The sequence below is a fragment of the Candidatus Regiella insecticola LSR1 genome, assembly GCF_000143625.1.
Classification (GTDB): domain Bacteria; phylum Pseudomonadota; class Gammaproteobacteria; order Enterobacterales; family Enterobacteriaceae; genus Regiella; species Regiella insecticola.
In genome coordinates this window covers 550,373-567,012 of record NZ_GL379589.1, presented here as the reverse complement: position 1 = coordinate 567,012, position 16,640 = coordinate 550,373, and the positions used below count along the sequence as shown (strand labels likewise).

13 protein-coding genes and 3 pseudogenes are annotated in these 16,640 nt (G+C 42.6%); 8 read left to right on the top strand and 8 right to left on the bottom strand.

The features are described from left to right. Positions 1-184: 184 nt before the first annotated feature. The 3 genes from REG_RS03160 to groL all read left to right on the top strand — a co-directional run bounded on the left by REG_RS03160 (position 185) and on the right by groL (position 2,832). Complete coding sequence (locus REG_RS03160; protein WP_039906996.1) at positions 185-652, top strand: FxsA family protein; 468 nt, start codon at positions 185-187, stop codon at positions 650-652. Between the two features lie 190 nt (positions 653-842). Further along, positions 843-1,133, top strand: coding sequence for a co-chaperone GroES (locus REG_RS03155; protein ID WP_006704431.1), 291 nt, complete (start codon positions 843-845; stop codon positions 1,131-1,133). 58 nt (positions 1,134-1,191) lie between these two features. Beyond that, positions 1,192-2,832 (top strand): chaperonin GroEL, encoded by a 1,641-nt coding sequence (groL, locus tag REG_RS03150; RefSeq protein ID WP_039906994.1) that lies wholly within the window; start codon positions 1,192-1,194, stop codon positions 2,830-2,832. A gap of 483 nt (positions 2,833-3,315) precedes the next feature. Here groL and REG_RS03145 read toward each other — a convergent pair whose 3' ends face one another. Both REG_RS03145 and REG_RS11845 read right to left on the bottom strand, forming a co-directional pair. Beyond that, a complete protein-coding gene (locus tag REG_RS03145) occupies positions 3,316-3,561 on the bottom strand; it encodes a hypothetical protein (protein ID WP_039906993.1) in 246 nt (81 codons plus the stop codon). A 23-nt stretch (positions 3,562-3,584) separates the two neighbouring features. Further along, a protein-coding gene (locus REG_RS11845; protein ID WP_260200023.1) for an IS5-like element ISRein1 family transposase occupies positions 3,585-4,408 on the bottom strand; the annotation gives its coding sequence in 2 pieces (ribosomal slippage) (positions 3,585-4,021 and positions 4,021-4,408; 825 coding nt in all). A gap of 284 nt (positions 4,409-4,692) precedes the next feature. On the opposite strand from REG_RS11845, the gene REG_RS14550 reads away from it, so the two are divergent. Further along, on the top strand, positions 4,693-4,890 hold the full coding sequence (locus REG_RS14550) for a group II intron maturase-specific domain-containing protein (protein WP_407078942.1): 198 nt from the start codon (positions 4,693-4,695) through the stop codon (positions 4,888-4,890). Positions 4,891-5,152: 262 nt separating this feature from the next. Here the strand turns inward: REG_RS14550 and REG_RS03125 are convergent, their stop codons facing one another. The 5 genes from REG_RS03125 to proQ all read right to left on the bottom strand — a co-directional run bounded on the left by REG_RS03125 (position 5,153) and on the right by proQ (position 10,837). Continuing rightward, positions 5,153-5,980 (bottom strand): N-acetylmuramoyl-L-alanine amidase, encoded by an 828-nt coding sequence (locus REG_RS03125; RefSeq protein WP_006704428.1) that lies wholly within the window; start codon positions 5,978-5,980, stop codon positions 5,153-5,155. Positions 5,981-6,003: 23 nt separating this feature from the next. Continuing rightward, positions 6,004-6,827 (bottom strand): IS5-like element ISRein1 family transposase gene (locus REG_RS11840; RefSeq protein ID WP_260200023.1). Its coding sequence is split into 2 segments (ribosomal slippage): positions 6,004-6,440 and positions 6,440-6,827, totalling 825 coding nucleotides; the frame shifts between segments, so codons are not numbered across the junction. Between the two features lie 276 nt (positions 6,828-7,103). Beyond that, complete coding sequence (gene htpX / locus REG_RS03110; protein ID WP_006704427.1) at positions 7,104-7,991, bottom strand: protease HtpX; 888 nt, start codon at positions 7,989-7,991, stop codon at positions 7,104-7,106. A gap of 140 nt (positions 7,992-8,131) precedes the next feature. Then, a complete protein-coding gene (gene prc, locus REG_RS03105; RefSeq protein ID WP_006704426.1) occupies positions 8,132-10,180 on the bottom strand; it encodes a carboxy terminal-processing peptidase in 2,049 nt (682 codons plus the stop codon). An 18-nt stretch (positions 10,181-10,198) separates the two neighbouring features. Beyond that, positions 10,199-10,837 (bottom strand): RNA chaperone ProQ, encoded by a 639-nt coding sequence (gene proQ, locus REG_RS03100; protein ID WP_006704425.1) that lies wholly within the window; start codon positions 10,835-10,837, stop codon positions 10,199-10,201. A 325-nt stretch (positions 10,838-11,162) separates the two neighbouring features. Here proQ and REG_RS14025 point away from each other — a divergent pair, with 325 nt between their 5' ends. From REG_RS14025 to REG_RS03090, 3 genes and pseudogenes are all read left to right on the top strand, one after another. Then, positions 11,163-11,453 (top strand): hypothetical protein, encoded by a 291-nt coding sequence (locus REG_RS14025; protein ID WP_260200175.1) that lies wholly within the window; start codon positions 11,163-11,165, stop codon positions 11,451-11,453. Next, complete coding sequence (yebS, locus tag REG_RS03095) at positions 11,342-12,577, top strand: membrane integrity lipid transport subunit YebS (RefSeq protein ID WP_260200185.1); 1,236 nt, start codon at positions 11,342-11,344, stop codon at positions 12,575-12,577. The genes REG_RS14025 and yebS overlap by 112 nt, the downstream gene beginning before the upstream one ends. Next, positions 12,546-13,822: pseudogene (locus REG_RS03090) on the top strand (PqiB family protein); the annotation flags it as partial. The gene yebS and the pseudogene REG_RS03090, both read left to right, overlap by 32 nt. Before the next feature lie 226 nt (positions 13,823-14,048). Here the strand turns inward: REG_RS03090 and istA are convergent. Next, positions 14,049-15,936, bottom strand: a pseudogene (gene istA / locus REG_RS14020) (IS21 family transposase). A gap of 215 nt (positions 15,937-16,151) precedes the next feature. Here istA and REG_RS03075 point away from each other — a divergent pair. Next, positions 16,152-16,640 (top strand): annotated as a pseudogene (locus tag REG_RS03075) (IS5-like element ISRein1 family transposase); the annotation flags it as partial.

The window sequence follows — 16,640 nt, the reverse complement described above, 5'->3', positions numbered from 1 at the left end:
TGGCAGCGATCACTCATCCTCTGTCATGTACTACCTGTACAACTCCTGGGATTCGATTGATTGCCACCTTGCCGTAACTTGAAATTCATTGGGTATACGCTCATCGGTCGCCCTGGCAGCCGAAGGCAACTTCAAAGGCGAAGGGCATATAAGCTTGATTTTTTAAATCATTAGGGAGAGCAGGGTGCGTTGGTTACCGTTTATCGTAATATTTTCATTAGCATACATAGAAATTTCTTTATTTATTAAAGTCGCTGCGGTTTTGGGTGTGGCTATCACGTTATTATTAATCATTTTTACCTCCTGCGTTGGTATTTCTTTGGTACGCAATCAGGGGATAAAAACGTTAATACAAATGCGACAAAGATTAGCGACAGGTGAGAGCCCAGCCCAGGAAATGGTGAAAAGTGTTTCATTAATTCTAGCTGGATTTTTATTGTTGATACCAGGATTTTTTACTGATTTTTTGGGATTATTATTGTTATTACCATTAGTGCAAAAGTTATTGATAATTAAATTAATGCCTCATTTAAATATTTATGCTTCTGCTACTACAGGGAGCTCTCGTACTGGCGAGATTTTTGATGGTGAATATCAACGTAAAGATGACGTTCCCGATCGGCTAGAAAAGCGTCAAAACGATAAAGAGTAAGAAAAACAGGAGCTTTTTGAGCGCGTTTTTGACCTTTTTCAAAGAAATGTTTGCTCCTGAAAAATTTTTTCGCTTCTCCCTTGAAGGAAGTGATAATGCCCCCACTTAGTGAACCATGGTCCCGCTGATTAAAATAAACGGGTATCAATTCTAAATTCGATACGAACTTTTCTACAGGAGAGCGATAAAGATGAAATTTCGTCCATTGCATGACCGTGTTATCGTCAAGCGCAAAGAAGCTGAAAGCAAATCTGCGGGTGGTATTGTTCTGACTGGCTCAGCGGCGGGTAAATCAAACCGTGGTGAAGTCATTGCCTTCGGTAGCGGTCGTATCTTAGACGGTAAAGTCGTACCGTTAGATGTAAAAGTAGGTGATGTTGTTGTTTTCAATGATGGCTACGGCGTAAAAGTAGAAAAAATCGATAATGAAGAAGTTTTGATCATGTCAGAAAGTGACATTTTGGCAGTTGTTGAAGCGTAAAGCGTAAGTAGTACGATCAATCAATTTTCTGAACTGAACGAATTTGAGGGAAAGAACCATGGCAGCTAAAGATGTAAAATTTGGCGATAACGCCCGCAAAAAAATGTTACGCGGTGTGAATATTCTTGCTGATGCAGTAAAAGTAACCTTGGGACCTAAAGGCCGCAATGTGGTGTTAGATAAATCTTTTGGTTCCCCTACTATCACTAAAGACGGTGTTTCTGTTGCTAAAGAAATCGAACTCGAAGACAAGTTCGAAAACATGGGCGCGCAGATGGTAAAAGAGGTTGCCTCTAAATCTAATGATGCCGCGGGTGATGGTACTACTACAGCAACTGTATTGGCACAAGCTATCATTACTGAGGGCTTAAAAGCCGTTGCTGCCGGCATGAATCCAATGGATTTAAAACGTGGTATTGATAAGGCGGTGACTGCTGCTGTAGAAGAGCTGAAAAAACTTTCTAAGCCTTGCACCGATAGCAAAGCTATCACCCAAGTTGGGACTATCTCTGCTAATGCTGATGAAACCGTCGGTAAATTGATTGCGAGAGCGATGGAAAAAGTCGGTAAAGAAGGTGTTATTACCGTTGAAGATGGCTCCGGTTTAGAAAATGAGCTGGATGTGGTAGAAGGTATGCAGTTTGATCGTGGTTACTTGTCTCCTTATTTCTGTAATAAGCAAGATACTATGACTGCTGAGCTTGACACTCCGTCTATCCTGTTAGTCGATAAGAAAATAAGTAATATTCGTGAACTGCTGCCTATCTTGGAAGCTGTCGCGAAAGCAGGTAAATCACTGCTCGTTATTGCTGAAGATGTTGAAGGTGAAGCATTGGCAACACTGGTAGTTAACACCATGCGTGGTATTGTCAAAGTAGCTGCGGTTAAAGCACCTGGCTTTGGTGACCGTCGTAAAGCCATGTTGCAAGATATTGCTGTACTAACTAAAGGTACTGTTATTGCTGAAGAGATTGGTCTAGAGCTTGAAAAAACTATTTTGAAAGATTTAGGTCAAGCAAAACGTGTCATTATCACTAAAGATAATACTACTATTATTGATGGCGCAGGTGATCCAGCTGCTATAGCTGACTGTGTTTGTTCTATCAAGAAACAGATTGAAGACGTCACATCCGATTACGACAGAGAAAAACTACAAGAGCGTGTGGCGAAACTTGCTGGTGGCGTAGCGGTGATTAAGGTAGGTGCTGCTACTGAAATAGAAATGAAAGAGAAAAAAGCGCGTGTGGAAGATGCGCTGCAAGCCACTCGTGCCGCAGTAGAGGAAGGTGTGGTTGCTGGTGGTGGGGTGGCCTTGATCCGTGCTGCTGCGTTGATCGGTAATCTGAAAGGTGATAACGAAGACCAAAATGTCGGTATTAAAGTTGCCTTACGCGCGATGGAAGCCCCATTACGTCAAATCGTGATCAATGCGGGTGAAGAAGCCTCTGTTATCGCTAATAATGTAAAAAGTGGTAAAGGTAACTACGGCTACAATGCACAGACTGAAGAGTACGGTGATATGGTAGAAATCGGCATTTTGGATCCAACCAAGGTGACACGTTCTGCATTGCAATATGCTGCATCTATTGCCGGCCTAATGATTACTACTGCTTGTATGATTGGTGATTTGCCGAATGATAAAAACAAAGGTGCTGATATGGGCGCTGCTGGTATGGGCGGAATGGGCGGAATGATGTAATCTCCGCTGCGTAGAAAGTTTCTACTTTCTACAAAGTCCACTATCTATAGTACAGCGAACAGATCATCTGTTCGCTGTTTTTTTATTGTCTATACCCTTCGCCTTTCAAGTCGCCGCGTTTTTGGCAGCGATCATTCATCCTCTGTCACGTACCACACCCCTGGGATTCGATTGATTGCCGCTTTGCCGTAACTCGAAATTTATTGGGTATATTACAACAAACGCACTTTATAATTTTTACCCTTTACTGAATAATAATCAGTAAAATTGATTGGTTTTGATTTAAAACAGATAAAATTTAACCGCTCGATTTTTGAGAAAAATTGATTTATTACTGGTTAAATAATAATAGGAGTGCGAGATAGAGATATCGATTAATAACAAAAAGGAAAAAATGCCAGAAAGCCAAATATATTTTTTCTATTTGGCCTTAAATTTATAATAAACCGTTCAGAAAAAATAAATAAAAATTATACGAAAACACTAATTTCCTACCGCCAAGAAATTAGTGCTATCACTATATATATTACGATTAAAATTATTATGACTCACTGTATTTTCATTATCACGTAATGAGGACATGACCTCTGATAATAATGATGCTCCTCCATCTAAAGTTCTATCTAATGTTTTATCTTTTGCATCCAGTATCTTTACCAGATCATCTGGGAGACCTGTCGACTTGATACTATTTTCAATCAATGCTTCATTTTTTGGAACAGATATCACTAGACCTCTTCGGAAACTATCATTTATCTAATTTCCATGTTATAAATTGCAGCAATCAGATTAAATCTTAATCCAAAACGTTTTCGCCTGTTTCGATAACGGTCTGATACAATTTTAAATCTTTTAATCATACCAATGACATGTTCGTTTAATACACGCTGGCTTGATAACGCACGATTGTTGCGTTTATCTTCTTTTGTTAAGGGATTTTTCTTTGTCTTTTTCTTAGGCAACGCCGAGTTTGAATGAATCTTGCCAAGCCCTTGGTAACCTGTATCGGTAACTGTTTTGATGTCAGGATGTATTCGCACACCAGACTCCTTAAACAACCTAAAATCATGGCGCCTCCCATTCGTAAAGCTTGTACAGATGACTGCTTTACTTTTTTTATCAACGAGCACTTGTGTTTTTAAGGTGTGTCGTTTCTTTTTTCCTGAGTAAAACGGCTTTTGTTTTTTTGGGGACGTTCAATCGGCGTTTCTGTGGCATCAATAAGAACCAGCTCATACTCCCTATCCCTTTTTAATACAGCTTTGCGTCCAGGTAGGGCAAAATCAGGATGCTTTATTAGCGTATTCTCTATCCATTTAATCGTTTCATAGCATGTGCTCTCACTCACGCCATAGCTTTGGCTGACATGAAAATAAGTGCGATATTCTCGTATATACTCCAGTGCCATTAATAAGCGCTCTTCTAAACCCCGCTTGGGTTTCCGACCTCCTTTCCCTTGCTTACTCTTATCTGCTTCATTCAATATCTTTATCATCTTTTCAAATGTACTGCGTTTAACACCCGTTAAGCGACGAAATTTTTCCTCTTCCAGTACTTTTATTACTTCATATTTCATGGCGGCTCCTTGTTCAGGAGTGTTTTACCAAAATTCCTCATGAATGCTAGTTTCCGAAGAGGTCTAATCTAAAATTGATTAATTAATGAGTTGGATCCCGCCCTGCCCTTCACCCGGACAAGACGAAAGTGGTCTACTGCAAGGATGGGTCGAGGAAAGGTCACTATCCAGTGATCCACTTCGATTTTCTGGGGTACAGATTCCAACCGCGATGTGCACAACGTCGTGATGGTACATTGTTCCTCAGTTTTCTGCCCGCAGTGAGCGTGAAATCTGCCAAAGCGATGCGCGAGAAGATTCGAAGTTGGAAAATACATCGATGGACACAGTTGACGATCAAGAAGCTGGCCGATAGCTTCAATCGCGTCCTACTGGGCTGGATGAACTATTACGGTAAGTTCTACAAGTCGAAATTAGCCTCGCTCTTTGACCAACTCGATTTTGCACTTGTGCGTTGGCCAAACGGAAATACAAACGGCTAGGTAATAGTGCCTCAAGGGCGACAGCGTGGCTTAAGCCTGTGGTCACGCTCTGGCCAAGACTCTTTGTCCATTGGTCGATTACCCGTGCTGGACGATAGGAGCCGGATGAATCGAGAGATTCACGTCCGGTTGCGTGAGAGCCTGAGGGTGAGATCCCCTTGGGCTACTCGACCCGTATTTGATTTTTTTACTGCCATACAAAAAATAATAATGGCATCCTACATTTTATCCTCACACTGAAAAGTATGAGGATAAAAGCGTATTATTTAGAGCGGTATTTCTCTACCAGTGCCAGGGCAATGGCTTCCGTTTCTACATCAGGCGTGCCACTAAAATCGGCGGGTCTGAAATGCATCTGAAAGGCGCTGATAACTCGCTTGGTTTCTTTATCTAATTCACCCGTTTGCGGGATAGTATAACCATATTTGGCCAATGCTTTTTGGATCTCACTGACTGAAGCTATCGCGTATTTATCTCTATGCGCGATGTATTTTTTGACCACATTTTCATCTGGCCATGCTCCCACCCCTATGCTAGCTAGGCCTTTCCATGGAAAAAGAGGGCCTGGATCGGATTTTCTGAGTGGTGCAATATCACTGTGAGCAATGACATTGGTTGGATCAAGCTTATAACGCTTCACAATATCTTTGGTTAAATGGGTAATCAGTTCGATCTGCTGCTGATTAAACGGATACCATTTTTTACCGAAAAACGTTTTGGTATAACCTAAATTAACAATTTCAATTCCGATAGAAGAGTCATTTAAATTACTACGGCCTCGCCAATTGCTGACACCTGCGTGCCAAGCTCTTGCCTTTTCATCAACCAATTGTAAAACGACAGGTTTACCTCGCTCTTTTTCAGGATGTTCAAGAACAAGATAGTGGGCACTGACTTGTCTTTGGGTGAGGACTTTTATTGATTTTTCGTCATTGAGCGCCGTGTAGTGTAGAACTAAAGAACTTACCCGATCATTTTGACCAACAGCAGGGAAACTTGTATCCGCTTTATAGTCACCTCGATCAACAAATCGATCAGAGCTACATCCAGCCATTAACAGTATGAGAAACAGAATTGACAATCTATTCATTAGACCTCTTCGGAAACTATCATTTATCTAATTTCCATATTATAAATTGCAGCAATCAGATTAAATCTTAATCCAAAACGTTTTCGCCTGTTTCGATAACGGTCTGATACAATTTTAAATCTTTTAATCATACCAATGACATGTTCGTTTAATACACGCTGGCTTGATAACGCACGATTGTTGCGTTTATCTTCTTTTGTTAAGGGATTTTTCTTTGTCTTTTTCTTAGGCAACGCCGAGTTTGAATGAATCTTGCCAAGCCCTTGGTAACCTGTATCGGTAACTGTTTTGATGTCAGGATGTATTCGCACACCAGACTCCTTAAACAACCTAAAATCATGGCGCCTCCCATTCGTAAAGCTTGTACAGATGACTGCTTTACTTTTTTTATCAACGAGCACTTGTGTTTTTAAGGTGTGTCGTTTCTTTTTTCCTGAGTAAAACGGCTTTTGTTTTTTTGGGGACGTTCAATCGGCGTTTCTGTGGCATCAATAAGAACCAGCTCATACTCCCTATCCCTTTTTAATACAGCTTTGCGTCCAGGTAGGGCAAAATCAGGATGCTTTATTAGTGTATTCTCTATCCATTTAATCGTTTCATAGCATGTGCTCTCACTCACGCCATAGCTTTGGCTGACATGAAAATAAGTGCGATATTCTCGTATATACTCCAGTGCCATTAATAAGCGCTCTTCTAAACCCCGCTTGGGTTTCCGACCTCCTTTCCCTTGCTTACTCTTATCTGCTTCATTCAATATCTTTATCATCTTTTCAAATGTACTGCGTTTAACACCCGTTAAGCGACGAAATTTTTCCTCTTCCAGTACTTTTATTACTTCATATTTCATGGCGGCTCCTTGTTCAGGAGTGTTTTACCAAAATTCTTATATGAATGCTAGTTTCCGAAGAGGTCTATTGTGTTATTTTCCCAGTGATATTCGTGATGTTTTATTTAAGCATACAATAGATTTCTTGCAGAACCGTCGCTAGTGGTGTGAAGGCAAGGTGCTCGGCGCACAGTAACCGTAGTGCTCATGCGAATACATGAGGATTGCGAGCACCGCGTAACGCAGAAATTCACATCACGCAGTAGCTTATAGTAGGGGTTATGAAAGAAGTCTTGACTAGTTTAGATATTGTCCTGAACGCAGTGCTTCTATACGTTTATCCAGTGGTGGATGCGACATGAAGAATTCGCTGAAAGATCGCGATTTACCATTGATGCAAAATGCCATCATACTACTGGCTTCTTCCGGTTCATGGCTGGTTTTTAATCGTTGTAGAGCGGCAATCATTTTTTCACGCCCGACCAATTTGGCCGAACCGGCATCCGCATGAAACTCACGATGACGTGAAAACCACATCGTAATCATACTAGCAAGAATACCGAAGACTAACTCTAATACCATAGAGATGACAAAATAGACGATGGGATTACCTGAGTTATTTTCCTCGCTTCCCTCTTCTCTATCGCCAGAAAGAAAACTACTAGCCGCTTGAGCAATGATGCGTGAGATAAAAATCACGAAGGTGTTTACAATGCCCTGGATCAGCGTCATGGTTACCATATCACCATTAGCAATGTGGCTGATTTCATGAGCAATAACCGCTTCTGCTTCATCACGACTCATGTTTTCTAATAACCCACTACTGACCGCCACTAAGGAAGCATTTCGGCGTGCTCCGGTAGCAAAAGCATTGATATCCGGGGCGGGGTAAACAGCGACTTGAGGCATCGCAATGCCCGCTTGCTTTGATTGTTGCTGAACGATATCGAGTAACCAGCGTTCAGTTTCGTTACGTGGTTGTTCTATGACTTCGCCTCCGACTGAACGTAATGCCATCCACTTAGAGAGTAGCAAAGAGACAATGGAACCACCAAAACCAAATAGTGCCGCCATAATCATCAGACCTGACATACTACTTGATTTGATTCCTGTTAAGCTAAGTACTAATCCGAAAACAAGCATTACCGCTAGGTTGGTAAGCAGAAAAAGCGCTATACGCATCATAAAAATTTATTCCCTATTTTTTGGCCACTGTTGTTTGCAGTATTAACTCAGCCAGTATATTGAATCATTGCACTTATCCTATGGCCATTTGGAAAATTTTCAAGTGTTATTGCAGCGTAATGATATCTAATGCTGTGTTTTTAATTTTTAATCTCGTTATTGTTAATTTTCGTGTTGCTGAAATAAGCCAAATCAAGTGCAATACGAACACTTTCATCCAAATAAGGATCCGGTGCTTGATAGTCTTTGGGCAGATCCGTCAATGATTTTAATGGTTTCTTACCTTGCCGTTTAAAATGTTCATTGAGACGGGTTAAACTAATTGCATCATCATTTTGATTCTCTTTGACACGTTGATCATAGTTAAGTGAAACGATGTTCTTTTTATCTTTTAATGCGTTATAGCGAGCAATGTCTTGTTTAATATTTTGGAATTCAGCATCAACTGCTATCCGTGCTGCATGTTCCTTGCTTAGAGCCGCAATTAAGGGGTGTAAATTATCTACTTTGGCATAAGTTGCCGCTGGAATACTGTCCCAGGGTAGCGCGTTATCTTCAAGGCTTTCACCCGTTTCTTCTGAATCGCTAATCGTTGGCATAACAATATCCGGTTTGACACCTTTACGCTGGGTGCTGCCCCCATTCACCCGATAAAATTTTTGGATGGTATATTGCACTGAACCCAGTATCGGCCATTCTGGCCGCAATAGTGGGTCATACATACGATTGAGTGAACGATATTGCTGCACTGTTCCCTTGCCAAAGGTAGGTTCACCTACGATCACTGCCCGCTGATAATCTTGTAGAGCGGCAGCAAAAATCTCTGAAGCAGAGGCGCTGTAACGGTCGATCAAGACCACCAATGGGCCGGTATAGTCAATACGGTCATTGGTATCACTGTCTTCACGTATCTTGCCGTTATTATCACGTATCTGAACAACAGGGCCACTGGGGATGAACAATCCGGAAAGCGACACCGCTTCACTCAGAGCACCACCGCCATTACCGCGTAGATCAATAACAATACTCTGGATATTTTTTGCGGCTAATTTTTGTAACTGGACTTTTACATCTTCAGTTAATCCAACATAAAAACCAGGAATATCAAATACTTCGACCTGCTTTTTATCGACCGTTTTTATTGACACTTTTACTGCCCGATCTTCTAAGCGAATGCGTTCTCTAATCAAGGTAACGGTTTTATGTTTGCTGCCTTTAGCTGCGGGTAAAATATCTAAATGCACCTTAGTGCCCTTGGGGCCTTTTATTAATGCCACCACATCGTCCAAACGCCAACCAACCACATCAACCATGGAGTTATTTTCCTGAGCAATACCCACGATACGATCCCCAATGACAATCGATTTGCTTTTTGCCGCCGGCCCCCCTGGAACGATGGAATTAATTAAGGTGTAATCATCCTCATCCATTTGTAACACTGCTCCAATGCCTTCCAAAGACAGACTCATCTCGGTATTAAATTGTTCTGTATTGCGTGGCGAGAGGTAACTGGTATGCGGATCAATCTCGCGGGCGAATGCATTGGCAATGAGTTGAAACACATCTTCACTATTACTTTGTACAATGCGTTTTAATACTGAATAATAACGCTTGTTCAGTGTGTCTTTAATCTCTTTGTCTGTTTTACCACTCAGTTTAAGATTGAGCTGTTCAAATTTAACTTTAGCATCCCAAAGTTTATTTAATTCAGCTTCGCTAGTTGGCCAGGGTGCTTTAGCACGATCAAGATCAATACTATCGTTAGTGGTAAAAACCATCGGCTTGTCGAGTAGAGAGAGCGCATATTGGTAGCGTTCAAAGCGTCGTTTTTGGGCGAGATTAAATAATGCGTAGGGCGTGTCTAATTGACCCGATTTTAATTCGTTACCTATTTCTGTCTTTTTAGCCGCGAAATGCGCTATATCAGATGCCAGTAAGACATTGTGACTGTAATCAAGCATATTGAGATAGCGATCAAAAATTTGACTAGAGAATGTGTCGTCTAGATCAAATTGACGATAATGGGAGTGAAGGAAGCGTGAAGTAATACGTTTACTGACGGTTTCGTGCTGAGGCTCTTGATGCAACTGTGGTAACTGATCAATACGGTGGATTTTATCCTGTGCACACCTGCCGCCCGTTGTTAAAAACAAACAAGCAACGACGGTGAGCTTGACTAATTTGTTCATGCTTAAATTCGCCTTGTATCAGAGCTGCAAATGCTCAGCGCGTACAATCATCGCCAGACCAGAAGAGAGCTGTACTCGTATGCCATTCTTAACAAATTCTAATACCGTTCCATTCATTGCTTTTTGCCCCGCTTTGACTTTAATTGTTTGACCAATTTTTAGTTCAGGCATCGTTGTCGAAGGCGTAGAAGAGGCGGGGATCGGCTTTACTATTTGATGCGCTGAATCTGGCAGCGGTGAATGCTTGGGTTGTTGCTGTGTGGGAATTTTAGCATTCGGTGCCGCGGGTTTCGGTTTTTTAATTTGTTGTTCTGCTTTTTTTAGCTGTAGATGTGCTTTGGCCTCTTCTAGTTGTTTTTTAGCATGATCAACGTGTTGTTGTTCCAATTTTCCACAGGGATTACCTTCTAGATCAACACGTTCAATGCCTATTTTTATTTCGTAAAGGTAGCGCCAACTTGAGGTATAACGTCGTAACGCGGCGCGTAATTTTGTTTTACTGACGTTATTGAGCTCTTCAATTCGTGCGACTAAGTCTTGAAAGATACGGATTTTTAATGGAAACGCTTTACCTTTTGTGGTGAAACATTGCGGAAAGCGTTCGGCTAAAAAAGCTATAATTTCTTTGTTGTTGTTCAACTTAGGTTGATTTTCCATGAAGTTTCCTGATTACAACGAGTTTGCCAATCAGCATCGGCGTCACAGTCGTCATTATAATGGCATGATTAACAATTACCACCTGATGTTACATAAGTTCGTAAAAATGGAATGGATAAGTATAAACTTATTGCAAAAATTACTGTGTAGCGTAAATAAGAACACCCATCCGTTATTAGACCTCTTTCGAAACCGTAGCGAATGATGCGGAGTCAAGGCGCCCGGCGCACAGCAGCCTTCATTGCCATAAGTACATGAGGATTGCGCGCACCGGGCAACGCAGGATCCGTGTCATGCAGTAGGTTTCGAAAGAGGTCTACACCCAATGAAGTTCGAGTTACGGCAAGGCGGCCAGGGCGACCGACCGATGAGCGTAGACATACTAAGTGATTCGGCGAACACCCGCAGCCAACGCCGTCGTAACTTGAAAGGCGAGGGGTATATTATAATTATGAAACCTACCCGATCAAAGGCGTATAAATGCCGCCCCTTCATCATGATCATGTGTTATCGAATGGATGTATTCAGCGCTGTATCCAGTGTGATCTGCTGTTTAATTTGCCTGTTCTACATAAAAAACAACGTGCTTATTGTCCTCGCTGCCGAGCAAAAATAGCCATGGGGCAGGATTGGTCACTTAATCGCCTGATGGTGATCGTGATCGCGATGCTGGTGTTAATGCCCTTTGCTTTTTGCTCGCCATTAATCAGTATTCGCTTGCTCGGTACTTGGATTGATGCCAGCTTGTTTAGCGGTATTTGGCAGATATCTCGTCAGGGTGATCCCTTCACCGCCAGTATGGTGGCTTTTTGTACGATAGGTGCGCCTTTAATCCTCAGTTTTTCTCTGCTTTATTTAACCCTCGGTAGTCGCATGGGGCTAAATTTACGTCCAGTCTTATTAATGCTGGAGCAGTTAAAAGAATGGGTCATGTTGGATATTTATCTTATCGGTATCATCGTCACTTGTATAAAAGTAAACGAATATGCCGAGATTAGTGCGGGAGTGGGTCTGATAGCCTATTTATTTTTAACATTATTGACGTTATTAATTTTAATACATTTGAATGTTGAGCAATTATGGCAACGATTTTATCCTCAGCCATCATTTTCACTCGGATGCTACGAAATGATGCAGAAACTGTTGGTGTGTCATCATTGCCATTACAGTGGCTATCCTGATCAGCGCCAGTGTTGCACACGCTGCCATCTGCATTTGCAGCGCCGTTGTCACCATTGTTTACAAAAAACCTGGGCGGCGTTGATTGCCGCGATGCTATTGTTATTACCTGCTAATCTATTGCCTATGTCAGTCGTTTATGCCAACGGGATGCGGATAGAAGATACCCTTTTTTCTGGCGTGGTTTCATTGGCCTCGGCAGGCCATTTTTCGATTGCGGCGATTGTTTTTATCGCTAGCGTGCTGGTTCCCTTAAGTAAGATTATTATCTTGCTGACGTTATTGCTTAGCATTCATCTAAAGACACAGCACAGCTTGAAAACCAGGATACGTTTGTTACGCATCATCACCTGGATCGGTCGTTGGTCAATGTTAGATTTATTTGTTATTGCATTAATGATGTCACTGATTAATCGAGATCAGATTATTGTGTTTACCATGGGCCCTGCTGCTTTTTATTTTGGAGCAGCAGTCATTTTGACTATTCTTGCTGTTGAATGGTTAGACAGCCGATTGATTTGGGATGAACATGCCACAGGAAACACCGACTACACCGATTGAAGCGCAAATTAAGCATAAATACCGAATTTCTCCTTTTTGGTTGCTGCCTTTTATTGCTTTGTTGATTGCTGGCAGTTTGGTTTATAACAATTGGCAACAGCGTGGGGTAGAAATTACTATTGATTTTCAATCTGCCGCTGGGATTGTCGCCGGTCGTACGCCTATTCGTTACCAAGGGGTAGATGTGGGAGGGGTGCAGTCGGTCAATTTAACGGACAACCTCAGCAAGATTGAAGTTAAAGCGAATATCAAAAATGAGTTGAAAGACCAGCTACTGAGCGGCACGCAATTCTGGCTGGTGACACCGAAAGCGTCTTTGGCCGGTGTCTCTGGGCTAGATGCGTTGGTAGGCGGGAATTATATTGGCATGATGCCGGGTAACGGTAAACCGAAAACGCATTTTATCGCCCTCGATACGCAGCCCAAATTTCATCAAAACACCGGTGAATTGATGATCCATCTGCAAGCCAATGATCTCGGTTCGCTCAATATCGGCTCACTGGTTTATTATCGTAAAATTCCGGTAGGCAAAGTTTATGATTATCGTCTTGCGGCGGAAAGTGGTTTGCAAAAAAACAGCGGTCAAGCCCATCGAGGGGTGATTATTGATGTCCTGATTGACCCTCGTTTTATTACCCTGGTTAAAGATGACAGCCGTTTCTGGAATGTATCTGGCTTTAAAGGCGCGTTCAGTCTTAATGGTGTTTCGATACAAATGGAAAACATCAGTGCGTTAGTGAATGGCGCGATTGCTTTTGATTCTCCTGCCGATAGCCTTCATGCCACCATGGATCAAACCTTCCCATTGTATGCGGATTTGGCTCATAGCCAACGCGGGGTTTCTATTACCTTAGATTTGCCTAATGGTAATAATTTGCAAGAAGGGCGCACGCCCTTAATCTACCAAGGATTACAAGTAGGAATACTGACGAAATTAATACTGCAAGCTGACAAAAAAGTGCGTGGTGAATTGGCTATCGATCCTTCGGTGATTGATTTAATGCGTACCGGCAGTCGTATTGAAATGAAAAGCCCGCGCGTGAGTCTGAATGACGTGAAATTAAGCGAACTGCTGACCGGCAATACCTTAGAGCTGTTTCCGGGCGAGGGGGCGCCAAAAAAACATTTTACCGTGCTTGATAGCAGCAGTAGTTTGCTACAACAGCCCAATGTCTTGTCATTACAATTGAGCGCGCCGCAAAGTTACGGTATTGACGTCGCGGCCAGCCTATTATGCTCAATGGCCCCCAGTGTCAGTCTAGTTGTCGCCTCTAATTTTCGTTAATGGGAACTAATAAAGAGGCGATATAATCATGGAAAAACCGACGTATTCGGAAGAGTTTAAAGAGCAGGCGCTGTGTAAGTGCATATTATCATCAAGAAGATCACTCAATAAAATGAAGGAGATCACTTATTCAGCGTCTCTGTAGAACGAGATTTAAGTTAGCCTGAGTGATCTCCTTGAGTCAATTTATTCATTAGACCTCTTTGGAAACCGTAGTTCGTTATGCGGAGTCAAGGCGCCCGGCGCACAGCAACCTTCGTTAACATAAAGTACATGAGGATTGCGCGCACCGGACAACGCAGGATCCGTATCACGCAGTAGGTTTCCGAAGAGGTCTATTGATTTTCTCATTGATTCGCCCTTTAGTTCTAGTTTGATAGCATTGTGCAGCAATCGGTCTAAAATGGCATCGGCATGAGTGGATTCGCCGATCATCTGGTACCAATTAGCAACAGGGAGCTGGCTGGTGATGAGTGTGGAAGTACGATCGTATCTGGCATCGATTAGCTCCAATAAATCTCCCCGCTGCTGAGAGTTAAGTGGCTCTAATCCCCAATCGTCGAGTAGCAAAAGCGAGCAATTGGCTAATGTATCCAGTAATTTTCGATAACTGCCCTGGGCTTGTGCCAGGTACATTTGTGCTAGCAGTTGCTTGAGCCTGAAGTAAAAGACGCTCATCCCTTGCTGGCAATAATGGTGACCGAGTGCACAGGCTAACCAAGTCTTGCCGCAACCGGTAGCGCCGGTAATCAGTATATTTTGATGGTGTTTCAACCATTCCCCTTGTGTCAGTGAGCGGATAGTGGCTTTATCGAGTTGGCGTGACGCTGAGTAGTCAACACGGGACGCTGTCCAGCGACCCTGTTGTTTATGGGCTTCAGGCATATGATTTTCTAGCGTGGAGTGACCGCCCACGTCGTGTGAGCGTGGATGTACCGCGACTAGCTCACCCCGATGAAACAGGTTGACAAGTTCTCCACTGACATGCGCTTCTAATTTTTGTTTCAGTAACGTATGCGGGACGGAGTAATAATGCTTATCCACTTCAACGTGGTAGTCCATCTGGACGCGGACTTGTGTCACCTGCGTATAGCGATAGGGTAAGCGTGGCAAGGGTTTTAACACCGGTTTATCTATCTGTTGAAACTGGCTTAAGCGGCTGCCCGGTCGCTTTTTCATCGGCTTGTTATTGAGTTCTATCAGCAACTCCTGTATCCGCTGATTTAACGCCTTCAAGCTGTAGAACGTCTCTCGCCTCAGTTTAGCCATTATCCAACGTTCAACAATTTGTACCGCCACTTCAACCTTGGCTTTATCTTTGGGTTTGTAAGGGCGCGCCGCTACCACGACGGTATCGTAATGGTAGGCAAGTTGTTGATAGGTCGGATTTAAATCAGGCTCGTAACGACACGCTTTATCGATGCCACTTTTTAAATTATCCGGCACTATAACTCAGGCACCCCCCCGAAAAAGTCAAAACAACGCGCATGGCTCATCACCCAATTTTCTAAGCATTGACTCCAGGTAGCTTCGGCATAGGTGTAATTTGACGCCCCGAGAACCGCCACAAACACCTGAGCTGTGCGCTGTTCACCCGTTTTGGGGTGAGTGACGTTGAGGGTGGGGCCACAATAATCGACGAACAGCTTTTCTCCCGCTTTGTGGGTTTGTCGCATCGACGGGGATTGCACTTGCTGCCAGCTTTTGTAGAGGCGGCAAAATGGGCATACCTGTAATGATTGGCTGGATTTTGCTGCTGATATTCCTCGTATAACAGCTGTAGCGTCATGATTTTATGCTTCAGTTCCTGACAAATCAGGCTCCAGTCAGGCAGCGAGCTTTTTTTCTTTTTTACCGGGGTTTGTTTGAACGCTGCCCGTAAATTTAGCTCATTCCACTCCGGAGAAAGCGGATAATCCCTGATACCAAGTTGTGCAGCCTGATTGAGGTAACGAGACACCACTGAGGGGGAGACGGATAAACTCTTTGCAATCTGACGATGGCTCAGTTGACAACGGTATTTTAGCCTGAGTATTTCTTTTAGTTTTCTCATCGATATACGGAATGCCGACATGGTTATCTGCTCGTCAATAAAACGGCAGGATAACGGTAAAAACACACCTACAGAGGACAAGCTGAACTAATAATATTCATGGAGATCGCTCAATAACATTTTGCCGAAAAAGTGATCTCCTTCAATGTTATTCAGTGATCGCCTTGAATAGACCTCTTCGGAAACTAGCATTCATATAAGAATTTTGGTAAAACACTCCTGAACAAGGAGCCGCCATGAAATATGAAGTAATAAAAGTACTGGAAGAGGAAAAATTTCGTCGCTTAACGGGTGTTAAACGCAGTACATTTGAAAAGATGATAAAGATATTGAATGAAGCAGATAAGAGTAAGCAAGGGAAAGGAGGTCGGAAACCCAAGCGGGGTTTAGAAGAGCGCTTATTAATGGCACTGGAGTATATACGAGAATATCGCACTTATTTTCATGTCAGCCAAAGCTATGGCGTGAGTGAGAGCACATGCTATGAAACGATTAAATGGATAGAGAATACGCTAATAAAGCATCCTGATTTTGCCCTACCTGGACGCAAAGCTGTATTAAAAAGGGATAGGGAGTATGAGCTGGTTCTTATTGATGCCACAGAAACGCCGATTGAACGTCCCCAAAAAAACAAAAGCCGTTTTACTCAGGAAAAAAGAAACGACACACCTTAAAAACACAAGTGCTCGTTGATAAAAAAAGTAAAGCAGTCATCTGTACAAGCT

What these genes read in the sequence shown, in the direction of transcription:
- REG_RS03125 (WP_006704428.1), bottom strand. Translation starts at nt 5,980, where the DNA reads ATGAATAGATTGTCAATTCTGTTTCTCATACTGTTAATGGCTGGATGT.
- htpX (WP_006704427.1), bottom strand. Translation starts at nt 7,991, where the DNA reads ATGATGCGTATAGCGCTTTTTCTGCTTACCAACCTAGCGGTAATGCTT.
- REG_RS14550 (WP_407078942.1), top strand. Translation starts at nt 4,693, where the DNA reads ATGCGCGAGAAGATTCGAAGTTGGAAAATACATCGATGGACACAGTTG.
- REG_RS03155 (WP_006704431.1), top strand. Translation starts at nt 843, where the DNA reads ATGAAATTTCGTCCATTGCATGACCGTGTTATCGTCAAGCGCAAAGAA.
- REG_RS14025 (WP_260200175.1), top strand. Translation starts at nt 11,163, where the DNA reads ATGAAGTTCGAGTTACGGCAAGGCGGCCAGGGCGACCGACCGATGAGC.
- prc (WP_006704426.1), bottom strand. Translation starts at nt 10,180, where the DNA reads ATGAACAAATTAGTCAAGCTCACCGTCGTTGCTTGTTTGTTTTTAACA.
- proQ (WP_006704425.1), bottom strand. Translation starts at nt 10,837, where the DNA reads ATGGAAAATCAACCTAAGTTGAACAACAACAAAGAAATTATAGCTTTT.
- groL (WP_039906994.1), top strand. Translation starts at nt 1,192, where the DNA reads ATGGCAGCTAAAGATGTAAAATTTGGCGATAACGCCCGCAAAAAAATG.